The 22424-nt window shown below is 73.5% G+C and carries 21 protein-coding genes; 12 read left to right on the forward strand and 9 right to left on the reverse strand.

The features are described 5' to 3' along the window. Positions 1-244: 244 nt before the first annotated feature. A complete protein-coding gene (locus GA0070610_RS06590) occupies positions 245-952 on the forward strand; it encodes a lysophospholipid acyltransferase family protein (protein WP_088999192.1) in 708 nt (235 codons plus the stop codon). A 57-nt stretch (positions 953-1009) separates the two neighbouring features. Here the strand turns inward: GA0070610_RS06590 and GA0070610_RS06595 are convergent, their stop codons facing one another. Further along, on the reverse strand, positions 1010-4573 hold the full coding sequence (locus tag GA0070610_RS06595) for an ATP-binding protein (protein ID WP_172896418.1): 3564 nt from the start codon (positions 4571-4573) through the stop codon (positions 1010-1012). A 163-nt stretch (positions 4574-4736) separates the two neighbouring features. On the opposite strand from GA0070610_RS06595, the gene GA0070610_RS06600 reads away from it, so the two are divergent. Continuing rightward, positions 4737-4946 carry a hypothetical protein gene (locus tag GA0070610_RS06600; protein ID WP_088999193.1) on the forward strand — a complete coding sequence of 70 codons (210 nt, stop codon included), beginning with the start codon at positions 4737-4739 and terminating at the stop codon, positions 4944-4946. 57 nt (positions 4947-5003) lie between these two features. Here the strand turns inward: GA0070610_RS06600 and GA0070610_RS06605 are convergent, their stop codons facing one another. Next, entirely contained in the window at positions 5004-5696 is a 693-nt protein-coding gene (locus GA0070610_RS06605) for a Crp/Fnr family transcriptional regulator (protein WP_088999194.1), read from the reverse strand. A gap of 272 nt (positions 5697-5968) precedes the next feature. Between GA0070610_RS06605 and GA0070610_RS06610 the strand changes: the two genes are divergently transcribed. The 4 genes from GA0070610_RS06610 to proC all read left to right on the forward strand — a co-directional run bounded on the left by GA0070610_RS06610 (position 5969) and on the right by proC (position 9127). Beyond that, positions 5969-6466 (forward strand): polyadenylate-specific 3'-exoribonuclease AS, encoded by a 498-nt coding sequence (locus tag GA0070610_RS06610; RefSeq protein ID WP_089003323.1) that lies wholly within the window; start codon positions 5969-5971, stop codon positions 6464-6466. 60 nt (positions 6467-6526) lie between these two features. Continuing rightward, complete coding sequence (locus GA0070610_RS06615) at positions 6527-7030, forward strand: pyridoxamine 5'-phosphate oxidase family protein (protein WP_088999195.1); 504 nt, start codon at positions 6527-6529, stop codon at positions 7028-7030. A gap of 177 nt (positions 7031-7207) precedes the next feature. Continuing rightward, positions 7208-8236, forward strand: coding sequence for a 6-phosphofructokinase (locus tag GA0070610_RS06620; RefSeq protein ID WP_088999196.1), 1029 nt, complete (start codon positions 7208-7210; stop codon positions 8234-8236). 72 nt (positions 8237-8308) lie between these two features. Beyond that, positions 8309-9127 (forward strand): pyrroline-5-carboxylate reductase, encoded by an 819-nt coding sequence (proC, locus tag GA0070610_RS06625; protein WP_088999197.1) that lies wholly within the window; start codon positions 8309-8311, stop codon positions 9125-9127. A 109-nt stretch (positions 9128-9236) separates the two neighbouring features. Here proC and GA0070610_RS06630 read toward each other — a convergent pair whose 3' ends face one another. Continuing rightward, positions 9237-10532, reverse strand: coding sequence for an exo-beta-N-acetylmuramidase NamZ family protein (locus tag GA0070610_RS06630; RefSeq protein ID WP_088999198.1), 1296 nt, complete (start codon positions 10530-10532; stop codon positions 9237-9239). Between the two features lie 159 nt (positions 10533-10691). Here GA0070610_RS06630 and GA0070610_RS06635 point away from each other — a divergent pair, with 159 nt between their 5' ends. Next, the gene (locus GA0070610_RS06635; RefSeq protein ID WP_088999199.1) at positions 10692-11042 is read left to right on the forward strand and encodes a DUF2203 domain-containing protein; all 351 of its coding nucleotides are present in this window, start codon (positions 10692-10694) and stop codon (positions 11040-11042) included. Positions 11043-11056: 14 nt separating this feature from the next. Here the strand turns inward: GA0070610_RS06635 and GA0070610_RS06640 are convergent, their stop codons facing one another. The 4 genes from GA0070610_RS06640 to GA0070610_RS06655 all read right to left on the reverse strand — a co-directional run bounded on the left by GA0070610_RS06640 (position 11057) and on the right by GA0070610_RS06655 (position 13870). Further along, positions 11057-12004, reverse strand: coding sequence for a threonine ammonia-lyase (locus tag GA0070610_RS06640; protein ID WP_088999200.1), 948 nt, complete (start codon positions 12002-12004; stop codon positions 11057-11059). 147 nt (positions 12005-12151) lie between these two features. After that, complete coding sequence (locus GA0070610_RS06645; protein ID WP_088999201.1) at positions 12152-12826, reverse strand: NADPH-dependent F420 reductase; 675 nt, start codon at positions 12824-12826, stop codon at positions 12152-12154. Further along, positions 12823-13260 (reverse strand): hypothetical protein, encoded by a 438-nt coding sequence (locus GA0070610_RS06650; protein WP_157747056.1) that lies wholly within the window; start codon positions 13258-13260, stop codon positions 12823-12825. The genes GA0070610_RS06645 and GA0070610_RS06650 overlap by 4 nt, the downstream gene beginning before the upstream one ends. Positions 13261-13375: 115 nt before the next feature. Beyond that, positions 13376-13870 carry a glutathione peroxidase gene (locus GA0070610_RS06655; protein WP_088999203.1) on the reverse strand — a complete coding sequence of 165 codons (495 nt, stop codon included), beginning with the start codon at positions 13868-13870 and terminating at the stop codon, positions 13376-13378. A 200-nt stretch (positions 13871-14070) separates the two neighbouring features. Here GA0070610_RS06655 and GA0070610_RS06660 point away from each other — a divergent pair, with 200 nt between their 5' ends. The 4 genes from GA0070610_RS06660 (at position 14071) to GA0070610_RS06675 (ending at position 18898) form a co-directional block, all read left to right on the forward strand. Then, a complete protein-coding gene (locus GA0070610_RS06660; protein WP_088999204.1) occupies positions 14071-15696 on the forward strand; it encodes a glycosyl hydrolase family 18 protein in 1626 nt (541 codons plus the stop codon). 180 nt (positions 15697-15876) lie between these two features. After that, complete coding sequence (locus GA0070610_RS06665; RefSeq protein ID WP_089003324.1) at positions 15877-16374, forward strand: hypothetical protein; 498 nt, start codon at positions 15877-15879, stop codon at positions 16372-16374. A gap of 72 nt (positions 16375-16446) precedes the next feature. Then, complete coding sequence (locus tag GA0070610_RS06670) at positions 16447-17853, forward strand: class II 3-deoxy-7-phosphoheptulonate synthase (RefSeq protein WP_088999205.1); 1407 nt, start codon at positions 16447-16449, stop codon at positions 17851-17853. A 13-nt stretch (positions 17854-17866) separates the two neighbouring features. Then, on the forward strand, positions 17867-18898 hold the full coding sequence (locus GA0070610_RS06675) for a threonine aldolase family protein (RefSeq protein ID WP_089003325.1): 1032 nt from the start codon (positions 17867-17869) through the stop codon (positions 18896-18898). 92 nt (positions 18899-18990) lie between these two features. Here the strand turns inward: GA0070610_RS06675 and GA0070610_RS06680 are convergent, their stop codons facing one another. Beyond that, on the reverse strand, positions 18991-19854 hold the full coding sequence (locus GA0070610_RS06680) for a deoxyribonuclease IV (protein WP_088999206.1): 864 nt from the start codon (positions 19852-19854) through the stop codon (positions 18991-18993). A gap of 2 nt (positions 19855-19856) precedes the next feature. Beyond that, the gene (gene pknB, locus GA0070610_RS06685; RefSeq protein ID WP_088999207.1) at positions 19857-21842 is read right to left on the reverse strand and encodes a Stk1 family PASTA domain-containing Ser/Thr kinase; all 1986 of its coding nucleotides are present in this window, start codon (positions 21840-21842) and stop codon (positions 19857-19859) included. 163 nt (positions 21843-22005) lie between these two features. On the opposite strand from pknB, the gene GA0070610_RS06690 reads away from it, so the two are divergent. Then, positions 22006-22401 (forward strand): Rv2175c family DNA-binding protein, encoded by a 396-nt coding sequence (locus tag GA0070610_RS06690; RefSeq protein ID WP_089003326.1) that lies wholly within the window; start codon positions 22006-22008, stop codon positions 22399-22401. Positions 22402-22424 lie beyond the last annotated feature (23 nt).

Genomic DNA, 22424 nt, shown 5'->3' on the forward strand with positions numbered 1-22424 from the left:
GGTGCGCGGGGCCGACGGGTGTCGCGACCGGCCGTCGCCCCAGGCCGTATCCACGACCGACGGCGGTACGTCGGCAGGCGACGTCCGGCGGCCGGCACCGCCCGCCGACCGGTCCGGGGTGGACGGAGACGCGCCGCGGGCCGGATCACGTTGTGGCCGCCGGCATCGGGTTCGTAGGCTCATGCCCACGACGCAGCCGCGGCGAGCGCGGCGGCGTCGCGACCACCCCTGGGAAAGGACGCCGGTGCTGTACTGGCTGATGAAGTACGTACTCCTCGGCCCGCTGCTGAGGCTGGTCTTCCGCCCGCAGGTCGAGGGGCTGCACCACGTGCCCGACACCGGGCCGGTGATCCTCGCCAGCAACCACCTGTCGTTCTCCGACTCGATCTTCACGCCGCTGGTGGTGAAGCGACGGGTGACGTTCATCGCCAAGGCCGAGTACTTCACCGGCAAGGGCGTCAAGGGCTGGCTGACGAAGATGTTCTTCGTCGGCTCCGGCACCATCCCGGTCGACCGTTCGGGCGGCCGGGCGGCCCGCGCGGCGCTGGACACCCAGCTGCGGGTGCTGCGCGGCGGGGGCATCGCCGGCATCTACCCCGAGGGCACCCGCTCGCCGGACGGGCGGCTCTACCGGGGCAAGACCGGCGTGGCCCGGCTGGCCCTGGAGAGCGGCGCCCCGGTGGTCCCGACGGCGATGCTCAACGCCGACGAGATCCAGCCGCCCGGCAAGCTGATCCCCAAGATCGCCCGGGTGCGGATCCGGTTCGGCCCGCCGCTGGACTTCTCCCGCTACGCCGGAATGGCCGGCGACCGGTTCGTCGAGCGCGCGGTGACCGACGAGATCATGTACGAGCTGATGGAGCTCTCCGGCCGCGAGTACGTCGACATGTACGCCCAGAAGGCCAAGAGCCCGCCCGCCAACCCCGTCCCGCGCGAGCCGGTCCCCGTCTGACCGGCCCGCGCCGGGCGCGGACGGTGCCACCTTCGACGCGGTGCGCCAGCCCCGGCGTCAGCAGGCCACGGCCGTGCCGGCGGGCGCCGCCGGAGGGCGGGCCAGGTCCAGCAGGACGGGGGCGTCGTTGCGCAGCGCGAAGGCGCGCAGCTCGGCCAGCTCCGGGCGGGCCGCCGTCGACTCGCCGGCCCGCTCCAGCTCCACCGTCGCGAAGGTCAACGCGAGCATCCGGTCGGTCACGTCCGGGATGCCGGCGTAGATCTCGGCGCCGGCCAGGTGCAGCTCCGCGGCCCGCCGGTGGTCGCCGTCCGCCGCGGCCAACGCGCCGGTCACCGTCCGCCGCGCCGCCTCCGACCAGGGCGTACGGTGACCCACCCGGTCCAGCATCCCGCGCACCCGGACCGCCGCGTCCCGCCCGGCGAGGCTGGCCGCGAAGCCGGCCGCCGCGATCCACTCCCCGCTGGCCAGGGCCGGCACCGCCGACCAGGAGTCGGCCAGCTCGTCGATCAGCGCCGTCGCCTCCGTACGGCGCCCCTGAAGGGCCCGGCAGAGCGCGCCCATGCCCAGCATCGTCCAGTGCGGCCGGTGGAAGCCCCCACGGCGGGCGGCGTCCAGCGCGGCCGCCACGTCGTCGCTGTACGTGGCGGCGGCGTCGTGGTCGGAGTGCGAGCGCGCCGGCGGCACCCGATCGCCGCGCAGCACCAGCAGGCAGGCGCGCAGGCCACGGACCTGCATGTCCCAGCTGCCCGTCGGGGTGTCCACGAACGCCTCGGCGGCGGCCAGCAGCCGGCCGAAGTCGCCCTCGAACCAGGCGCGCATGGCCTCGGCCGAGTAGCTCGTGGTCAGCGTCTGCCCGCTGGCCTTGCGCGTCGGCAGCGACGAGAGCAGGGCGTCGGAGCGCAGCCAGTCGCCCTCCTCGCAGACGGCGTAGGCGAGGTTCTGCATGGCCCGGGGCAGGGCGATCAACTGGCCGGCGCGGCTGACCTCGACGATGTTGTGCAGATCGTCCAGGCCGGACCGGTCGCCCGCCTGGTAGCGGGCGATGGCCGAGGTGATCCGGGCGTTGGTGCGGGTCTCGGTCAGCCCCAGGCGCTCGCCGATCTCCGCCGCCCGTTCGGCCGCGGCGACCGCCGGATCCCGCTCGTAGTTCAGCATGTGCAGCCGGCCCAGCTCGGCGTAGGCGTCCGCCTTCTGCGGGCTGTCCGGCAGCGGGGCGAACAGCTGCACGGCCCGGTCCAGGCAGGCCAGGGCGGCGGCCCGGTCGGCGCGCAGCCACGCGGCCTGACCGAGCAGCGTCCAGGCGCGCGCCGCGCAGGCGTCGTCGCCGTGCGCCAGCAGCCGGTCGGCGAGCGCCTGCAACTGCTCGGGGCCGCCGCCGGAGAGGAAGCCGTTGCCGTCGCGGTAGAAGGAGATCTCGGTGCTGAGCAGCTCCAACTGGAGCCGGCCGACCGGGTCGGTGTCGTCGGCCAGCCCGAGCGCCCGGCCCGCGTGGCTCGCCGCGACGTCGAGGCTGTGCAGCGCGTACGCCCGGCGGGCCGCCCGGTGTAGCGCGGCCCGGGCGGGGCCGGCGTACCGGCCGATCTCCATGCCCAGCGTGCGGGCGATCTCGTGGGCCGCCCAGCGGTGGTGGGCCAGCACCTCGGCCAGGTCGGTGTCCCGGCTCTGCGAGAGCATGTCCAGCCACTGCGCCGTCCGCTCGTGCCGCGCCACCCGCTCGGTACGCGGCAGCCGCTGGTAGCAGACGTCGCGCACCAGCACGTGCCGGAACCGGTACTCCGGTTGGCCGGCCATCGTGGAGGCGGCCTGCTCGTGCACGAAGTCGCGCTGCTCCAGCCGGCGCAGCGCGCGTTCCACCGACTCGACGGGCTGCCCGAGCGCGGCGGCCACGGCCCCCGGCCAGAACTGCACGCCGACCACGGCGGCGGTCAGCAGCACCGTGCGTTCCTTGGCGTCGAGCAGGTCGATGCGGTTGGCGATGACGGCGTGCACGCTCTCCGGCATCGGCAGGTCGAGGTGCTTCTCCAGCGACCAGCCCCGCCCGGACTGGCGCAGCGCGCCCTGCTCGATCAGCATCCGCACGTACTCGTGGGCGTAGAGCGGGTTGCCGCCGGCCACCTCGATCAGCGGGGTGAGCATGTCGGCGGAGAAGGCCGCCCGGCCGAACATGTGGGCGTAGAGCGCCGCGATGCCCGTGTCGCGCAGCGGGGGCAGGGTGATGGTCACCGAGCCGGTGATCGTCCCCGCCCAGCTCGGGTCCCGGTCGACGAGTTCGGGCCGGGCGGTGCAGAGCAGCAGCAGCGGCACGTCCCGGGCGGCGGTGCCGAGCAGCTCCACGAAGCGCAGCATCGCGTCGTCGGCCCAGTGCAGGTCCTCGAAGACCAGCACGGTCGGTCGCCGGGCGGCGAGGGCCAGCAGGAAGCGCCGCCACGCCGACTCGGTCTCCTCGGCCGGCAGCGGCGTGCCCGGCAGGCCCACCATCGGCCGCAGGGCGTCGACGAGGCGCTGCCGCTCGCCCGGGCCGACCAGCTCGCCGACGGCGGAGGCGAGCCGCTGGGCGGCGCTGGACGCCGGGTCGGTGTCCAGGATGCCGGCCTCGGACTTGACGATGTCGGCCAGCGCCGCGAACGTCACGTTCTCGCCGAACGGCGGGCACCGCCCGATGCGCCAGGTCAGCGGCTCGTCGACCAACTGGTCCACGTGCCGGTACAGCTCCCGGACCAGCCGGCTCTTGCCCAGCCCGGCCCGGCCGAAGACCGTCACCACCTGCGGGCGCCGGTCGCGCAACGACCGGTGCAGGGCGTTGACCAGCATGCCCAGCTCGTGTTCGCGGTCGATCAGCGGCGTGACGTCCGGCTGCCGGTCGGTCGGCTGCCGGCGTACCGGCGACAGGGCCAGCCACACCTCGGTCGTCGTCGACCGCCCGCGCAGGGTCACCGGCGGCTGCTCGGAATAGCGGATGGCGTCCCGGGTGAGGGCGTGCGTCACGCCGCAGACCAGCACCCCGCCGGGCGGGGCGACGGACTGCATCCGGGAGGCCGTGTTGACCACGTCGCCGGCCACGATCGCCTGGCCGCCGTCGCGGGCGGCGGCCACGTCGACCAGCGCCTCGCCGGTGGCCACCCCGACCCGGAAGCGCAGCGCCTCCGCGCCGGTGGGGGCGAAGCGGGTCAGCACCCGTTGCAGCTCCAGGCCGGCCCGCACGCAGCGCAGCGCGTCGGTCTCGGTGGCCACGGGCGCGCCGAACAGGGCCATCACCGCGTCGCCGATGTACTTCTCCACCACCCCGCCGTACTGGCCCACGACGCGGCGGGCGGCCGAGAAGAACCCGGTCTGCATGCCCCGGACCAGCTCCGGGTCGGCCCGCTCGACGTACGGGGTGAAGTCGATGAGGTCGACGAAGAGCACGCTGACCCGGCGGCGGTCCTCCTGCGGGGCCGCCTGCCGCTCGCTGCCCGGCCGGGCAGCGCCGCAGGAGGTGCAGAACGCCACGTCCCGGGCGAGTGGGCGCAGGCAGTGCGGACACACCGCGCCCAGCTCGTTGCCGCAGCCGCCGCAGAAGCGGTCGCCCGCGGCGGCCGTACGTCCACAGCGGTCACACTGCGTGGCGATGACACCCTCCACTGGCGGTCCCGCCGGCGCCGGGATCGGCACCGTTGTGGTGTCAGTATCGCCGTCCGCCCTGCTGTCGGGTACCGGGCTGTTGGTTTGTGGACAGTCCACCGGCCGGTCCTGCCGTTACAGTCAGGCGGCTGATTGTCGACCATTGACCACAGGGGGATTCCCGATGGTGTACGTGATGTTGCAGAGCGACTGGACCGACGGCAACGGGGTGAGCCACCTCGCCGGCGACTCCGTCGACGTGGACGCCGCCACGCTGGCCGCGCTCCAGGCGCAGGGCATCGTCAGCGAGCAGTCCGGCGGTGGCAAGGACGGCACGGAGTGGGTCGGGCCGGGCAGCACCAACTGGGTCGGCCCGGGCAGCAACACTCCCTGACACCCCACGCGCGCAAAAGGGCCGGAGCGACTGCTCCGGCCCTTTTCCGCGTACGCCTCAGCGCTCGCTCATGCCGGCGCGGCGCCGCAGCGCCGCCACGTCGGTGACCACGATGCGCCGGCCCTCCGTACGCAGCCAACCCCGGTTGGCGAACGACCCGATGGCCTGGTTGACGCTCTGCCGCGAGCCGCCGGCCATCTCGGCGAGCTGGCTCTGGTTGAGCTCGATGGTGATCATCGGGGCCTGGCTCTCGCCGGCCAGCCGCACCAGGGTCTTGGCCACCCGGCCGGGCAGGTCCAGGAAGACGTGGTCGGCGTTCTGCTCGGTCAGCCGGCGGATCAGCCCACCGAGCGAGCGCATCACCGCGTCGAGGATGCGCGGGTTGGAGTGCACCAGCTCCATGAAGGCGCCCCGGGACAGCGCGAGCGCCTGGCAGTCCTCGATCGCCTCGGCCGAGGCGGACCGGGTGGAGGCGTCGAGCAGGGAGACCTCGCCCAGCACGTCCGGCGGACGGATGACCGACAGCACCGCGCGCTCGCCGGTCGGCGCGGTGCGGAAGACCGCGACCGCGCCCCGGCGCAGGACGATGAGGGACTCGCCGGGGTCGTTCTCGACGAAGAGCAGCTGACCCTTGCGGTACGTGCGGGGCACCGCTGCGGCGATCACCCGCTGGCGGACCTCCGGCTCCAGCCCGGCGAACATCTCCACACCCGTGAGCGCGTCGCCCGGCTCCGGTAGGCGCATCTCCACGGCCCAACCCCTCCCCGGTCAAGGACCACAACTCGCTCACCGGGTGAACCTGAAGGCCCTCGACGAGGTGAACTGACACCGGTTCGGCGTCCGGTAGCGGTACACATCAGATCATGACGCTCCCGTCGCTTGCTGTACACCCCTCGAAGCACTTCCGTGACACTCCCGAGCTGCGGCGACCGGCCTGGCGGCGGACGTCGGCACCGCCGGAGCGGCGGTCCCGCCCGCCCCGGTGGGCCGGGCGTGACGGGCGTGGGCGAGGATGGCCGGTGATGGTCTACCGCTATTTCTACGACTGCGAGTTCATCGAGGACGGCCGGCTCGTCGACCTGGTGTCGATCGGCGTCGTCGACGAGTACGGCCGCGAGTTCTACGCCGTCTCGACCGAGTTCGACGACTCGCGGGCCGTGCCCTGGGTGCGCCGCAACGTGCTCGACAAGCTGCCCTCCCCGGCCAACCGCGCCTGGCGCTCGCGCGAGCGCATCCGCGACGAGCTGTACGACTTCCTCGTCGAGCCGGTCCGCGACCGCCCGGGCGAGCAGTTGGAGCTGTGGGCCTGGTACGCCGCGTACGACCACGTGGCCCTGGCGCAGTTGTGGGGCGCCATGCCGGCGCTGCCCCGGGAGATCCCCCGGTTCACCAAGGACCTGCGTCAGCTCTGGGACGACCGGGGCCGGCCGCCGCTGCCGGACGCCGACGCGGCGCGGCACGACGCCCTGGTCGACGCCCGGCACAACCTGGCCCGGTGGCGGGCGATGACCGGTTCGTAGGTTTGGTCGGTTCTGTCCCGGGCACCGGTGCGACGTCGAGCCGATGTGAGGGAGAGCCCCATGAGCAACGAACCGACCAGCGCCGACGAGGCCCGGCGTCGGGTCACCGAACTGGTCCGCGAGGCCCGCATCTGCATGCTGACCACGAGTGCCGTGGACGGCCGGCTGGTGAGCCGCCCGATGGGACTCCAGGAGGCGGAGTTCGACGGCGACCTGTGGTTCTTCGCGTACGCCGACTCCGCCAAGGTCCGGCAGATCCGCGTGAACCCCGAGGTCAACGTCTCCTTCTCCGACTCCCGGCGCAACGCCTGGGTGTCGGTCGCGGGCACGGCCCGGGAGGGCTACGACCGGGCGAAGGCCGAGGAGCTGTGGAGTCCGGTGCTCAAGGCGTGGTTCCCGGACGGGCTGGAGACGCCCGGGCTCACCCTGATCAGGGTGCACGCCGGCTCCGCGGAGTACTGGGACTCTCCGTCGAGCACGATGGTCAACCTGTTCGGGTACGCCAAGGCCGCGGTGACCGGCAAGCCGCCGAAGGCGGGGGAGAACCACGAGGTCAGCTACTGACCGGTAGGCCGACCGGCCGGTGGGACCGGCCCGGGGCGCGGTGTCGGCGCACGCCCGCGGCGACTACAGTGCGCACTGACGGCCCGCCCCGGGCCGGCAACGGCGCCGATGGTCTGATCCGACACATATCCTGGGGCAAATCGGGCTTCACCTGATGCTCCAGGAGGATGAGCGATCATGCGTATCGGCGTGCTCACCGGCGGCGGCGACTGCCCAGGTCTCAACGCGGTCATCCGGGCGGTGGTCCGCAAGGGCGTCGCCAGCTACGGCCACGAGTTCGTGGGTTTCCGGGATGGCTGGAAGGGTCCGTTGGAGGGCCTGTCCCGCCCCCTGGGCATCGCGGAGGTCCGCGGCATCCTGCCGCGCGGCGGCACCATCCTCGGTTCGTCCCGGACCAACCCCTTCAAGATCGAGAACGGCGTCGAGCGGATCAAGGACAACCTCGCCGCGCAGGGCGTGGACGCGCTCATCGCGATCGGCGGCGAGGACACCCTCGGTGTGGCCACCAAGCTGCACGAGCTCGGGGTGCACGTGATCGGCGTGCCGAAGACGATCGACAACGACCTCGGCGCCACCGACTACACCTTCGGCTTCGACACCGCCGTCAACATCGCGATGGAGGCGATCGACCGGCTGCACACCACCGCCGAGAGCCACCACCGCACCCTGGTCGTCGAGGTGATGGGCCGGCACGCCGGCTGGATCGCCCTGCACGCCGGCCTGGCCGGCGGCGCCAACGTGATCCTGCTGCCGGAGCGGCAGTTCGACGTCGAGCAGGTCGCCGGCTACGTCGAGAAGCGCTTCCAGCACCAGTACGCCCCGATCGTCGTGGTCGCCGAGGGCGCCCAGCCGCTCGACGGCCAGATGGTCCTGCACAACCAGGAGCTCGACGCGTTCGGCCACGTCCGCCTCGGCGGCATCGGCCAGTGGCTCGCCGAGCAGCTGGAGGCCAAGACCGGCAAGGAGGCCCGCACCGTCGTGCTGGGGCACATCCAGCGCGGCGGCACCCCGAGCGCCTTCGACCGGGTGCTCGCCACCCGGCTCGGCCTCCAGGCGATCGACGCCGTCCACGAGGGCGACTGGGGCAAGATGGTCGCCATGCAGAGCACGGACATCGTCCGCGTTCCGCTGGCCGACGCCACCCGCGAGCTGAAGACCGTGCCGCTGGAGCGGTACGCCGAGGCCGAGGTCTTCTTCGGCAGCTGATCCATCCGCGGCGTCGCGGCGGGCCGTCCAGCCCGTCGCGACGCCGGCTCACGGCGAGGGGGTACGACGGCGATGGCGGGTACGGTGCACACGGTCGCGGTCATCGGGGCCGGCAAGATCGGCGAGTTGATGCTCTCCGGGCTGCTGCGCTCGGGCTGGCCCGTGGACCGGCTGCTGGCCACCGCCCGCCGGCCCGCCCGCGCCGAGGAGCTGACCGCCCGCTACGGGGTCCGGGTGGTGGACAACCTGACGGCGGTGGACGAGGCGGAGGTGCTCGCCGTCTCCGTCAAGCCGCAGGACGCGGCGACGCTGCTGGACGAGATCGGGCCGAAGGTGCCCGCCGACAAGCTGGTCATCTCGCTCTGCGCCGGCCTGCCGACCAGCTTCTTCAACCGCCGGCTGCCCGAGGGCACGCCCGTGGTGCGGGTGATGACCAACACCCCGGCCCTGGTCGATGAGGCCATGACCGCGATCTCCGCCGGCGCGCACGCCACCGGGGCGCACCTGGCGCTGGCCGAGGAGATGTTCAAGCCGCTCGGGTCGACCGTCCGGGTGCCCGAGTCGCAGCAGGACGCCGTCACCGCTCTCTCCGGCTCCGGGCCCGCGTACTTCTACCTGCTCGTCGAGGCGATGATCGACGCCGGCATCCTGCTCGGCCTGCCCCGGCAGGTCGCGCACGAGCTGATCGTGCAGACCGCGATCGGCTCGGCGGTGATGCTGCGCGACTCCGGCGAGCACCCGGTGAAGCTGCGCGAGGCGGTCACCTCGCCCGCCGGCACCACCATCTCCGCCGTGCGCGAGCTGGAGAAGCACGGCGTACGCGCGGCGCTGCTCGCCGCGCTGGAAGCGGCCCGCGACCGCGCCCGCGAACTGGCGGCCCAGGCCGACTGACTCTTCCCCGCGAGGACGTGGCCGCGATCGGTGGCGCCGGGCCCCACCACTGAAGACGATGCCGACCCGGCCGATCCTCTCGCCCGGGTCGGCGTCCTGGCCGGCGAGATCACCGGTAGAGCAGGTGGGGCTCGCGTCGACGGTTGAAGTCCGCCAGCTCGTCGGCCCAGGCGCCCACCACGTCGTCCACGTCGGCGCCCGCGTCGATCATCGTGCGCAGGCGAGGTGACCCGGTCAGCTTGTCGATCCAGTACGGCCGCACGGCGTCCCACGAGTCGCGCCGCCACGCGAACGCCTCGTACTTGTGCGCCTCCACCAGCATCGCGACCGCCGTGCGGATCGGGTCGTACGTCGCCCGATCGACGACCTTGACCTCGACCCCCGCGCAGAGCTTGTTGAGCAGCGCGGGCTTCTGCCCGGCGGACGTCGGCGTGAAGTACGCCTCGCGGAACTCGACGCCGGGCAGCTCGCGGGCGTTGAGCCGGTCGGACCAGTGGTAGTCGAAGTCGTCGGCCAGCCCGCCGATCAGCTCGAACGGCTTGCAGGTGCCCCGGCCCTCGGTGAGCGACGCGACGCCCTCGAACAGACCGGTGCCCGGGTAGACCAGCGCGGTGTCCGTGGTGGGCATGTTCGGGCTGGGCAGCACCCAGGGCAGGTCAGTGTCGGCGGCCAGCTTGTCGCGCTTCCAGTGCCGGCACTCCACGACGTGCAGGTCGACCTTGCGGCCGGCCGCGGCGGGCAGGAACTCGGCGTTGAAGAACCGGGCCAGCTCGCCGACGGTCATGCCGTGCTGCTGGACGATCTCCTTCAGGCCCACCCCGGAGGTGTAGCCGGCGGTCATCATCGGCCCGTAGGCCCGCCCGCCGACCGGGTTCGGCCGGTCCAGCACCACGTAGCGCTTGCCGACGCGGGCCGCGGCCATCATCGAGGTGTACATCGTCCAGATGTACGTGTAGAAGCGGGCGCCGACGTCCTGGATGTCGAAGACGACGGTGTCGACGCCGGCCTGGGTGAACATGGACTCCCACTTGGCCAGCGAGGCCCCGTACGCGTCGTAGACGGTGATCCCGGTGCGGGCGTCGACGCCGGTGCCCTCGCTGCCGCCGGCCTGCGCCGAGCCGCGGAAGCCGTGCTCGGGGCCGAACGCGGCGGCCAGCCGCACCGAGCCGGAGGCGTGCATCAGGTCGACCAGGTGCCGGTAGTCCGAGTCCACGCCGGTGGGGTTCGAGATCACACCCACCCGCTGGCCGGCGAGGTCGGCGAAGTCGGAGCGTACGAGCACGTCGAGCCCGGTCTCCACGTGGCGGATGCCGGGCGCGGCGTGACCGGCCGCGCCGGGGGCCGTCGCCGCGACCGCGCCCACGGTCACCGCACCCGCTCCGGCCAGGAACTTCCTACGCTCCATGTCGCCCCTCCCGTCGGTTTGGTCGAAACTTAGCTACACGTGGATGCCCCGTCAAGGAAGGTTAGCTACAAAGTCGGTGCCGTCCGGAGCCGTGGCGGGACGGCCGTGCCGGTGTCGGACCGGGCACGCCCGGAGCGTCGGGTGCCCCATACTGGCCCCGTGTTCACCCTCGCCCAGGCCCGCCACCTGATCGCCACCCTGCGCCCCCGCGTCGACGAGCTGATCCGGCTGCGGGCCGACCTGGCCGAGCTGCGCGTCGACCTGGCCGACCGGGGCGCCAGCCCGCTCGGCGGACTCGCCGAGGTGAAGGGCCTGGAGGCGCGGCTGCACGCCCTCGTCGAGGAGCTGCATTCGCACGACATCCAGGTCAAGGGCATCGCGCCGGTGCTGCTCGACTTTCCCGGCGAGCGCGACGGCCGGCCGGTGCTCTGGTGCTGGCTGGAGGGGGACAGCGACGTGCGCTGGTACCACCGGATGGAGTGCGGCTTCGCCGGCCGCCGCCCGGTCTGACGCGGCGGCGGCGCTCAGGCCAGGGACGCGAGCGTGGCCGGGGAGACGTTGCCGCCGCTGAGCACCAGCACGGTACGGGTGCCCGGCCCGGCGTCGACCAGGCCGGCCCGCAACGCGGCGAGCGTGACGGCGGCGGACGGCTCGACCAGGAGCTTCGTGGCGTCCAGCAGCTCCCACCAGGCGGCCCGGATGTCCTCCTCGGACACCTCGACCATCTCGTCCACCAGCGCGCGGGCGTGCGCCAGCGTGTGCCGCCCGGCGAACGGGGCCGCCAGCCCGTCGGCGATCGACACGGGTCGCGCCGCGAGGGCGTCGCCTCCGGTGCGCAGCGCGTGGCCGAGGGCGTTGGCGGTGACCGGCTCGACGCCGACGACGCGCGTGCCCGGGGCGGCCGCCCGTAGGGCCGACGCCACCCCGCTGATCAGCCCGCCGCCGCCCACCGGCACGAGGACCAGCTCCGGCGGCGGGCCGTCGGCCAGGATCTCCCTGCCGACGGTGGCCTGACCGGCGATGACGTCCGGGTCGTCGAACGGGTGCAGGAGGTGGTAGCCGCGCTCCGCCGCGAGCGCCTGGCAGGTCCCCACGAGGTCGTCGGTGAGGACGACCTCGCCGCCGTACCGGCGGACCGTCTCGACCTTGGTCGGCACCGCGTGCGGCGGCATGCAGACGACGGTCGGCAGACCGAAGGCGCGGCCGGCGAAGGCCACCGCCGCCGCGTGGTTGCCGGCGGAGAAGGCGGTCAGCCCGGCGGGTGCCCCCTGCCGTTCGACGCGGGCGAGCAGCGCGTTGAGCGCGCCCCGCACCTTGAAGCTGCCGGTGTGCTGGAGGTTCTCCGCCTTGACGGCGAGGTCGAGCCGCAGCGGGTCGCCGAGGCGGCGGCAGGACAGCAACGGGGTGCGTACGACCCGTCCCGCGATGCGCCGCTCGGCCGTGCTGATGTCGTCCACGGTGGTGAGCCGCACGGTCGCAGCCTAGCCCGGCCCGGCCGGTCGCACCGTCCGTGAGGCGACCGGCCGGGCCCGCGCCCGGTCGGCCCGGCGGGCCCGCGTTCCCGGCGCCCGGTCAGCCGCGGCGCGACCGTGCCGCGCGGTGGCCGCCGGGACGGGGGTTCAGCGGGTGGCTTCGGTCAGCGCGGCGCGCACCTTGGCGGCGTCGGCCGGCGCCTCGCGCTCCCAGTCCGCCGGGTCGGCGGAGTAGATCGTCCCGTACGCCGGGGTGTCCGGCTGGTAGCGCCAGCTCTCGGCGAGCGTGCCGGCGTCGACGGCGTCGTAGCCGAGCCGGTCCAGGAAGGCCGTGGCCTCCGCCTTCGCGCCCGCGTCGTCGCCGGCGATGGGCAGCGCGCTGCGGTCGGCGGCGCCGGTCGGCCGGGCCAGCGTGTGCAGGTGCTTGAAGAAGATGTTGTTGAACACCTTGACCACCCGCGACTGCGGCAGGTGCCGCTGGAGCAGTTCGCTGCTGGTGGTGGAGCCCGAGTCGAGCTCGGAGATCTGTCCGTCCCGCTGCGGGTAGTAGTTGTTGGTGTCGAGCACGAGCTTGCCGGCGAGCGGCTCGACGGGCACGTCCCGGTACGCCTTCAGCGGAATGGTGACGACCACCAGGTCGCCGGCCTCCGCGGCCTCCCGGGCCGTGGCCGCCCGCGCGCGGGGGCCCAGCTCCTCGACGAGGTCCTTGAGGGTCTCCGGGCCGCGCGAGTTGCTCAGCACCACGTCGTAGCCGGCGGCCACCGCCAGCCGCGCCACCGTGCCGCCGATGTGTCCACTGCCGATCAGTCCCACAGTTGTCATGCCGGTTCCCAACTCCGCTCGCGGCGACGGTATTCCCCACCCGGTTGGTCGACAATGCGCCGGACCGCCACCACCACCCGCTCGACGCGGTCGCCGGTCGCGGGGTCGGTCCAGACGAACACCACAGGTCTGGCCGCCGCGAAGAGCGGCCAGACGAACGGCGGCAGGTCCTCGGGCGACACCCGGATGTAGGGCGTCGCCCCGTCGATCCGGGCGAGCAGGTGCTCCAGCGCGAATCGGTGCCGCCCCGGGCCGTCGAGGTGCTCGGGAGCCGGCGGAAGGTGCCGCAGCCGGCCGTGGTCGCGCAGCACGTCGTCGGGCACGGCGGCGTCGAGCACCACCCGCCCGGCGTCGAGCGGGCCCTGGATGCTGACGTGGTGCTCGGGCGGGATCCGGCCCGGTGCGGCGGGCGACTCCTGCACCGCGAAGAACATCCCGCCCCCCTCCGCCCGGACCATCCCAGGTGTCGCCGATCGTAGTCCGGCCGGCACCCGGTGGCACGGCGGCGGCGCGGTCGCCCTGGGCCAGCCGGTCGAGGCGGGCTGGCCCTCAGGTCGCAGCCGGCAGCGCCTTCTCGATCGCGGCGCGCAGTTCGGCCGCGCCGGGCTCGACGGTCGGCGCGAAGCGGGCCGCCACCGTGCCGTCCGGGGCGACGAGGAACTTCTCGAAGTTCCACCGCACGTCGCCGCTGTGGCCGTCGGCGTCGGCCGTGCCCACCAGCGCCGCGTAGAGCGGGTGGCGGCCGGGGCCGTTGACGTCGACCTTCTCCGTCAGCGGGAAGCTCACCCCGTAGTTGGCCTGGCAGAAGTCGCTGATCTCGGCGGCGCTGCCCGGCTCCTGGCCGGCGAACTGGTTGCAGGGCACGCCGAGCACCACCAGGCCGCGGTCGGCGTACTCGTCGTGCAGTGCCTGGAGTCCGGCGTACTGCGGGGTGAGGCCGCAGCGGGAGGCGACGTTGACCACCAGCAGTGCGCGCCCGCGGTACTGCGCGAGGTCGGCCGGGCCGCCGGTCAGGGCGTCGATCGGGATGTCGAAGACGGTCATGGGCCCGAGGCTACGCGTCGCCCCGGATGGGCGCCGGGCCACCGCCCGGCTACCGCCAGTCGCCGGTCGGCGCCCGCTGGGAGGGCTGGTCACGCTCCCAGTGGAAATCGATAGATGCACATCTTGACGAAGCGATGACGACGTGAGTAGCGTCTCACCATCAATTTGGAAAGTTTCCTAACTGTTTAGGGAGACGCCGCATGAAGAGATCGCTCCGCCGGGCCCTCTGGGTCGGCGCCGTGATGGCGGTGACCGCCGCCACGGTCCCGATGGCCAGTGCGTTCGGCGCCGGCAGCGTGACCGCCGGTTTCGCCAAGGCGCAGGACTGGGGGACCGGTCACGAGACGCGGGTGACCGTCACCAACGGGACGAGCGCCCCGGTGAGCACCTGGCGCATCGAGTTCGACCTGCCGTCGGGCACCAGCATCAGCAGCTCCTGGGACGCCGACGTCACGCGTACCGGCGACCACTACGTCGCGGTGAAGAAGAGCTGGGCCGGCCCGATCGCGGCGGGCGCCTCGTTCAGCTGGGGCTACAACGGCACCGGCGCGTACAAGGCGCCGCTGAACTGCACGATCAACGGCGCGCCGTGCGGCGGCGGCACCCCGCCCCCCACCACCGCGCCGCCGACCACCACCCCGCCGACCACGGCGCCGCCCACCACCGCGCCGCCGACCACGCCCCCGCCCACCACCCCGCCGCCGGGCCCGGGCGGCAAGAAGGTCGTCGGCTACTTCGCGCAGTGGGGCGTCTACGCCCGCAACTACCACGTGAAGAACATCCACACCAGCGGCTCGGCCGCCAAGCTGACCCACATCCTGTACGCCTTCGGCAACACCACCGGCGGCCGCTGCACCATCGGTGACAGCTACGCCGACTACGAGAAGGCCTACACCGCGGCGGACAGCGTCGACGGTGTCGCCGACACCTGGGACCAGCCGCTGCGCGGCAGCTTCAACCAGCTGCGCAAGCTCAAGAAGATGTACCCGAACCTGAAGGTGATCTGGTCCTTCGGCGGCTGGACCTGGTCCGGCGGCTTCACCCAGGCCGCGCAGAACCCGGCCGCGTTCGCCGAGAGCTGCCACAACCTGGTCGAGGACCCGCGCTGGGCGGACGTCTTCGACGGCATCGACGTCGACTGGGAGTACCCGAACGCCTGCGGGCTCACCTGTGACAGCAGCGGCCCGAACGCCTTCAAGAACGTGGTCAGCGCGCTGCGCTCGAAGTTCGGCTCCTCCGCGCTGGTCACCGCCGCGATCACGGCCGACGGCAGCAACGGCGGCAAGATCGACGCCACCGACTACGCCGGCGCCGCGCCGCACCTCAACTGGATCATGCCGATGACGTACGACTACTTCGGCGCCTTCAACGCGCAGGGCCCCACCGCCCCGCACTCCCCGCTCACCTCGTACGCCGGCATCCCGCAGCAGGGCTTCTGGTCGGACGCGGCGATCCAGAAGCTCAAGAGCAAGGGCATCCCGTCGGACAAGCTGCTGCTCGGCATCGGCTTCTACGGCCGGGGGTGGACCGGGGTGACCCAGACCGCGCCGGGTGGCACCGCCACCGGCCCGGCGCCGGGCACCTACGAGCAGGGCATCGAGGACTACAAGGTCCTCAAGAACACCTGCCCGGCCACCGGGACCATCGCCGGCACGGCGTACGCCAAGTGCGGCAGCAACTGGTGGAGCTACGACACCCCCGCCACGATCAACGGCAAGATGACGTACGCGAAGAACCAGGGCCTCGGTGGCGCGTTCTTCTGGGAGCTCTCCGGTGACACCGGCAACGGCGAGCTGATCGGCGCCATCAAGGGCGGTCTCGGCTGAGCCGAGGGCCGACGCACCACCCACACGGCGGGGAGGGACCACGCACCGGTCCCTCCCCGCCGCCGTGCGCGGTCGGTGCCCGGATCGCCCGGTTCCTGGCGCGGCGGCGTCGGGGCACGTGTGTCGATGTGACAGACTCGCCGCGCAACGGGCTCGATGCCCACGGCGACGGAGGTGGCGATGCGCGCGAGGCGCGGAAGGCTGGCGGCGGGCGTCGTACTGCTCGGGATCCTGCCCCTCGCACTGCTCGGCTGCGGCATCGGCGAGGAGGAGGACCCGGCGACCAGGCCCGGGCGCGCCCCGGCCGAGGAGGCCACCGCGAAGTCGCGGGAGCGGGTGCAGGCCTACCTCGACGCGATGACCGCCAAGGACGTGGCGGCCGGGCGCAGCCAGCTCTGCGCGGCCCTCCAGGAGAGCTTCGACGCCGCCGCGACCGGCCCCAACGGCGACTTCGCCGACCACTTCACCGTGCCGCGGGCCGAGATCACCGACATCCGCTCGGGCCCCCGGGGCCAGGAGGTGAGCACGTCGGTCTCGGTCGCCGCCGGCTCCCGCACGATCACCCGGCCGCTGCTGTTCACGGTCACCCGCGACGGCGCCGACTGGTGCATCGCCGCCGAGGCGCCGGGCGGCAACGCCGCCTCCCCGGCCGCCCCCGCCTCGCCCGTGTCGGGGTGAGCCGGCTCTCACCTGCCGGAACCATCCCCCTCGGCGACAGGCCGCGTGCGCGGTCGCCGTACGCTTAATGTCATGGGCCATGAGTGGCATCAGCTGAGCCATCCCGCGGTGGGCAGCCCTGGGCTGCAGACCAGCCGTCCGACCGTCGACTCCGCCGAGGACGCGGCCCTCGGCCTCGACCGCTGGCGGGAGCTGCCGCGCGCGCAGACCCCGCCCTGGCCGGACCCGGCCGGCGTCGCCGAGGTCTGCAAGGTGCTCGACACCGTGCCCTCGGTGGTGGCGCCCTACGAGGTCGACCAGCTGCGGCAGCGGCTGGCGCTGGTGTGCGAGGGCAAGGCGTTCCTGCTCCAGGGCGGCGACTGCGCGGAAACCTTCGTCGACAACACCGAGAGCCACCTGCTGGCCAACGCCCGCACCCTGCTCCAGATGGCGATCGTGCTCACCTACGGCGCCTCGCTGCCGGTGGTCAAGGTGGCGCGGGTCGCCGGGCAGTACACCAAGCCCCGGTCGCTGCCGACCGACGCGCGCGGCCTGCCCGCCTACCGCGGCGACATGATCAACTCGCTGGAGGCGACGCCGGAGGCCCGGGCCGCCGACCCGCAGCGCATGATCCGGGCGTACGCGAACTCGGCCGCCGCGATGAACATGCTCCGCGCGTACCTGGCCGGCGGGCTGGCCGACCTGCACGCGGTGCACGACTGGAACAAGGGCTTCGTCAAGAACTCCCCGGCCGGCGAGCGCTACGAGGCGATCGCCCGCGAGATCGACCGGGCGCTGGCCTTCATCCGGGCCTGCGGGATGACCGACGACGAGGCGCTGCGCACCGTCACCCTCTACTGCTCGCACGAGGCCCTCGCCCTGGAGTACGACCGGGCGCTGACCCGGGTCTCCGACCGCCGGGCGTACGGGCTGTCGGGGCACTTCCTCTGGATCGGCGAGCGCACCCGGCAGATCGACGGGGCGCACATCGACTTCATCTCCCGCATCGCCAACCCGATCGGCGTGAAGCTCGGCCCGACGACGACCCCGGACGAGGCGATCGAGCTCTGCGAGAAGCTCAACCCGGAGAACGTCCCCGGCCGGCTCACCCTGATCAGCCGAATGGGCAACCACCGGGTCCGCGACGCCCTGCCGCCGATCGTGGCGAAGGTGACCGCCGCCGGCGCCAAGGTCGTCTGGCAGTGCGACCCGATGCACGGCAACACGCACGAGTCGTCCAACGGCTACAAGACCCGGCACTTCGACCGCATCGTCGACGAGGTGCTCGGCTACTTCGAGGTGCACCGGGGCCTGGAGACCCACCCCGGCGGCCTGCACGTCGAGCTGACCGGTGAGGACGTCACCGAGTGCCTCGGCGGTGCCCAGGGCATCGAGGACCTCGACCTGCCCGGCCGGTACGAGACCGCCTGCGACCCGCGACTGAACACCCAGCAGTCGCTGGAGCTGGCGTTCCTCGTGGCGGAGATGCTCCGTGGCTGACGCGGGAGTGGCCGTGGCTGACGCGTTTGTCGATCTTCGTTCGGACACCGTCACCCGGCCCACGCCGGGGATGCGGGAGGCGATGGCGGGCGCCGACGTCGGCGACGACGTCTACGGCGAGGACCCGACCGTCAACGCGCTGGAGGCGGAGGTCGCCGCGCTGTTCGGGCACGAGGCGGCGCTGTTCGCCCCGAGCGGGTCGATGGCCAACCAGATCGCCCTGCAACTGGTGGTGCCGCCGGGCAACGAGCTGCTCTGCGACGCCGACGCGCACGTGGTGACGTACGAGATCGGGGCCGCCGCGGCGTACGGCGGCATCTCCTCGCGGACCTGGCCGGCGGTCGGCGCGGACGTCGACCCGGACGCGGTCGCCGCGATGGTCCGCCCGGACGGCTACTGGGCGGTGCCCACCCGGGCGATCGCCGTCGAGCAGACCCACAACCGGGGCGGCGGCGGGGTGATCCCGCTGGCCACCCTGCGCGAGCTGCGCCGGATCGCCGACGACGCGCAGGTCGCGCTGCACTGCGACGGCGCCCGGATCTGGCACGCGCACGTCGCCGACGGCGTGCCGCTGGCCGAGTACGGCGCCCTCTTCGACACGCTGTCGGTCTGCCTCTCCAAGGGGCTCGGCGCGCCCGTCGGCTCGCTGGTCGTCGGCAGCGCCGACAAGATCGAGCGGGCCCGGTTCGTCCGCAAGCGGATGGGCGGCGGGATGCGGCAGGCGGGCATCCTGGCCGCCGCCGGCCGGTACGCACTCGCCCACCACGTCGAACGGCTCGCCGACGACCACGCGAAGGCGGCCCGGCTGGCCGAGGCGATCGCCCCGTTCGGGGTGCTGGCCACGACCGTGCGGACCAACCTGGTGCCGCTGGACCTGACCAAGGCGTCGATGGACGCGCACGCCCTGGCCGCCGCCGCGCGCGCCGAGGGCGTCCTGGTCTCGGTGCTCGGTCCCCGCACGGCCCGCCTGGTCACCCATCTGGGCGTCGACGACGCCGGCATCGACCGCGCCATCGAGGTCCTCACCCGCGTCCTGCGGGGCTGACCGGGGCAGCACGGCCCTCCCCGGTACGGCTCAGGCGCGGGTGGGCATGCCGCCCACCCGCCTGCGGGGCTGACCGTCTTGCCGGCCCCGCGTCAGGGGTGCAGGCGCTTCAGGGTGGCGATGTCCGCGGCGTGGCCGACGTGCTTCTCCGTCGGCGTCTCGACCACGATCGGGACGCCGGCGGTGGCCGGGTGCGCCATCAGCTCGGCGAACGCCGGCTCGCCGATGGTGCCCTTGCCGATGTTCTCGTGCCGGTCCCGGGTCGAGCCGCACAGGTCCTTCGAGTCGTTGGCGTGCACCAGCCGCAGGCGGTCGGCCCCGACCGTCGCCACGAGCGTGTCCAGCGTCGCGGTCATGCCGCCCTCGGCGGCCAGGTCGTGCCCGGCGGCCCAGGCGTGGCAGGTGTCGAAGCAGACCCCGAGCCAGGGGTGCCGCTCCACCGCGTCGAGGTAGGGCCCGAGCTGCTCCACCCGGGAGGCGAGCGAGCGGCCGCCGCCCGCGCTCGGCTCGACCAGCAGCCGCGGGCCGTCCGTTGCCGCCGCCTCGTCGAGCAGCGGCAGCAGGGTTTCGCGCACCTGCCGCATCGCGGCCTCGGCGTAGCCCTCGTCGACCGCGCTGCCGGCGTGGAAGACCACGCCCTCGGCGCCGATCGCCCGGCCCCGGCGCAGCGCGTGGGCGAGCGTCCCGGCCGACCGCTCGACCGTCTCGGCGGTGGGGGAGCCGAGGTTGACCAGCAGCGACGCGTGGATGAAGACGGGTACGCCCCGCTCGCCGCAGCCGTCGCGGAACGCGACGTCCTGGGCCGGGTCGCCGGCCGGCAGCGCCCAGCCGCGCGAGTTCGACACGTAGACCTGCACGACCTGCGAGCCGGTCGCGTCGACGTACGGCAGAGCGGCCTTCGCCAGACCCCCCGAGGTGGGGGTGTGCGAGCCGACCAGCCGGTGGTGTGCCGGCATCGCTACATGCACCCGAGGGTGACCGGGGTGCCCGGCGGCACCTGCGTGTTCTCCGGCGGGTTCTGGAACCGGGTGATGCCGTTCGGGTTGAACTGGATCGCCACCGGGAAGCCCTGGCTCTCCAACAGCTGCTTGGCCTGCTGGCAGGGCAGGTCGATGACCCGGGGCACGGCGACCAGCGGCGGGCCCTTGCTCAGCTCCAGCTTGACCTTGGCCCCCCGCTCCACCCCGGTGCCGTCCGCCGGGCTCTGCCCGAGGATCTCGTCGCGGGGCTTGTCGGAGTCCTTGTAGGTGGGCGGCTCCACCAGCTCCAGGCCCAGTTGGGCGAGGATCGTACGCGCCTCGCCCAGGCTCTTGCCGACCAGGTTGGGCACCGAGATCGGCGCCCTGCCCTTGCTCAGGACGACGGTGACCTTGTCGCCCGGCTTCACCTCGGTGCCGGCCTTCGGGTTGGTGTCGATCACCACGCCCGCGGGCAGGTTGTCGTCGTAGCGGGCGGCGCCCTTCGCCACCACCAACTTGACGTCGAGCAGGTCGGCCTCGGCGAGCTCGAACTCCTTGCCCACCACGTCGGGCACCGGGAACCGCTCCGGGCCCAGCGAGAGGGTCAGCGTGACGGTGCCGCCCTTGACGATCCGGGTGGCCGAGACCGGGTCCTGCGCCAGGACGGCGTCCTTCGGGACCTTCTCGTCGTGGCGCGGTTCGGCGTAGCTCAGGACGATCCCGGCGCGGGCGGCCTGCGCCTCCGCCTCGGCCTTGGTCATCGCCACCAGCTGCGGCGCCTCCGTGTAGCGCCCGGCCGCGAACCACCAGCCGCCGACGGCGGCCACCAGGACCAGCACCACCGCTGCGGCGATGGCCGCCGTGCGGCCGCGCGGGTCGCCCATGACCCGGGTGCGCAGCGCGGACAGCCGCGACCACAGGCTCTCGCCCTCCTCGGGCTCGGCCCGGCGACGGCCCGCCCGGGGGCCGCCGCCCTCGGGCAGCCGGGCCCAGGCGGGCCGTTCGGCCGGCCGGACCGCCGCGACCATCATGGTCGGCCCGGCCACCGGCTCGTCGGACACCCGGCGCAGCACGGCGGTACGCGTGTTCGCGTCGCCCAGGTCGTCGCGGACCGCCTGCACCTCGGCCAGCAGCGCGCCGGCGTCCGTCGGCCGGGCGCCCGGATCACGCCGGGTCGCCCGGGCGACCAGTTCGTCGAGCGCCTTGGGCAGGCCGGGCACCAGGGTCGACGGTGCCGGGACGTCCTTGTCGACGTGCTGCCAGGCGACGTCGACCGGGCGGTCCCCGTCGTAGGGCACCCGGCCCGTGAGCATCTCGAACAGCACGATGCCGGCGGAGTAGACGTCGGTGCGGGGGTCGGCGTGCCCGTCGGTGACCAGCTCCGGGGCCACGTACGCGACCGTGGCCATCAGCTGGTTGCCGTCCTCCTCGGCGCTCGCCTCGACCGCCCGGGCCAGCCCGAAGTCGGCGACCTTGACCACGCTGTCGATCAGGTTGGCCACGCCGCCGGTGGGAGCCTCGGCGACCAGCACGTTCTCCGGCTTCACGTCGCGGTGCACCAGCCCCGCCCGGTGCGCGGCGGCGATCGCGGCGAGCATCTGCTCGGCGATGGCCAGCGCCTCGTCGGGGTTGAGCCGGCGTCGCTCGGCGAGCACGTCGCGCAGGGTGCGACCGCGGACGTACTCCATCACGAGGTAGGGCAGGCCGGAGTGGGTGCCCTGGTCGTAGACCGCGACGACGTTGGGGTGGGTCAGCCGGGCGATGGTCTTCGCCTCGTCGGTGAACCGCGCCACGAAGCCCGCTGCCCGGGTCTGCGCGTCCGGGGCCTGGGACGGGTGAATGATCTTGACCGCCACGGTGCGCTCGAGGCGCTCGTCGGTGGCGGTGTACACGGTCGCCATGCCGCCACGCGCCACGCGACCGCGGATGCGGTAGCGCCCGTCGATCAGCGAGCCCAGCAACGTGTCGGCGACCTGTGTGTCCATCGGCAGGGAGTCTATGTGTCCAGGAGGTGAAGGTTGAACAGGATGCTACAGATGGGGTGCGACCACGACTGGATCGCCGCGCTCGTTTCCCCTCGCCGCCCTGCTCAGCCGGCTCGTCGGGGTGCCGTTCGCCCGGCCGGACGGGACGTGGCAGGGTGGTCCGGTGACCGACTCAGTACCCGCCGACCGGGCCGTGCCCGGCCCCGAATCCGCCGCCGGCCCCACCGACGCCGCCGACTGGCTGACCCTGCCGGACGTGGCCGAGCGCCTCGACGTGTCGATCAGCAAGGTCCACCAGATGATCCGCGACCGGGAGTTGATCGCGGTACGCCGCGACGGCGTCCGCCGGATGCCGGCCGACCTGGTGGCCAACAAGACGGTGCTCAAGCACCTGCCCGGCGTGCTCAACCTGCTGGCCGACGCGGGCTACGACGACGAGGCCGCGCTGCGCTGGCTCTACGAGCCGGACGACACCCTGCCCGGCACCACCCCCGCGAAGGCGCTCGCCGGCGACCAGGCCCGCGAGGTGAAGCGCCGGGCCCAGGCCCTGGGCTTCTGACCCACTCCCAGCCTCGTCTCCAC

The sequence above is a fragment of the Micromonospora echinofusca genome (assembly GCF_900091445.1).
GTDB classification, from domain to species: Bacteria; Actinomycetota; Actinomycetes; order Mycobacteriales; family Micromonosporaceae; genus Micromonospora; species Micromonospora echinofusca.

Excerpts from the sequence above, each read along its gene's own strand:
- GA0070610_RS06600 (WP_088999193.1), top strand. The coding sequence starts at position 4,737 with ATGGTGTACGTGATGTTGCAGAGCGACTGGACCGACGGCAACGGGGTG.
- GA0070610_RS06610 (WP_089003323.1), top strand. The coding sequence starts at position 5,969 with ATGGTCTACCGCTATTTCTACGACTGCGAGTTCATCGAGGACGGCCGG.
- GA0070610_RS06615 (WP_088999195.1), top strand. The coding sequence starts at position 6,527 with ATGAGCAACGAACCGACCAGCGCCGACGAGGCCCGGCGTCGGGTCACC.
- GA0070610_RS06620 (WP_088999196.1), top strand. The coding sequence starts at position 7,208 with ATGCGTATCGGCGTGCTCACCGGCGGCGGCGACTGCCCAGGTCTCAAC.
- proC (WP_088999197.1), top strand. The coding sequence starts at position 8,309 with ATGGCGGGTACGGTGCACACGGTCGCGGTCATCGGGGCCGGCAAGATC.
- GA0070610_RS06630 (WP_088999198.1), bottom strand. The coding sequence starts at position 10,532 with ATGGAGCGTAGGAAGTTCCTGGCCGGAGCGGGTGCGGTGACCGTGGGC.
- GA0070610_RS06645 (WP_088999201.1), bottom strand. The coding sequence starts at position 12,826 with ATGACAACTGTGGGACTGATCGGCAGTGGACACATCGGCGGCACGGTG.
- GA0070610_RS06650 (WP_157747056.1), bottom strand. The coding sequence starts at position 13,260 with ATGTTCTTCGCGGTGCAGGAGTCGCCCGCCGCACCGGGCCGGATCCCG.
- GA0070610_RS06655 (WP_088999203.1), bottom strand. The coding sequence starts at position 13,870 with ATGACCGTCTTCGACATCCCGATCGACGCCCTGACCGGCGGCCCGGCC.
- GA0070610_RS06660 (WP_088999204.1), top strand. The coding sequence starts at position 14,071 with ATGAAGAGATCGCTCCGCCGGGCCCTCTGGGTCGGCGCCGTGATGGCG.
- GA0070610_RS06665 (WP_089003324.1), top strand. The coding sequence starts at position 15,877 with ATGCGCGCGAGGCGCGGAAGGCTGGCGGCGGGCGTCGTACTGCTCGGG.
- GA0070610_RS06670 (WP_088999205.1), top strand. The coding sequence starts at position 16,447 with ATGGGCCATGAGTGGCATCAGCTGAGCCATCCCGCGGTGGGCAGCCCT.
- GA0070610_RS06680 (WP_088999206.1), bottom strand. The coding sequence starts at position 19,854 with ATGCCGGCACACCACCGGCTGGTCGGCTCGCACACCCCCACCTCGGGG.
- pknB (WP_088999207.1), bottom strand. The coding sequence starts at position 21,842 with ATGGACACACAGGTCGCCGACACGTTGCTGGGCTCGCTGATCGACGGG.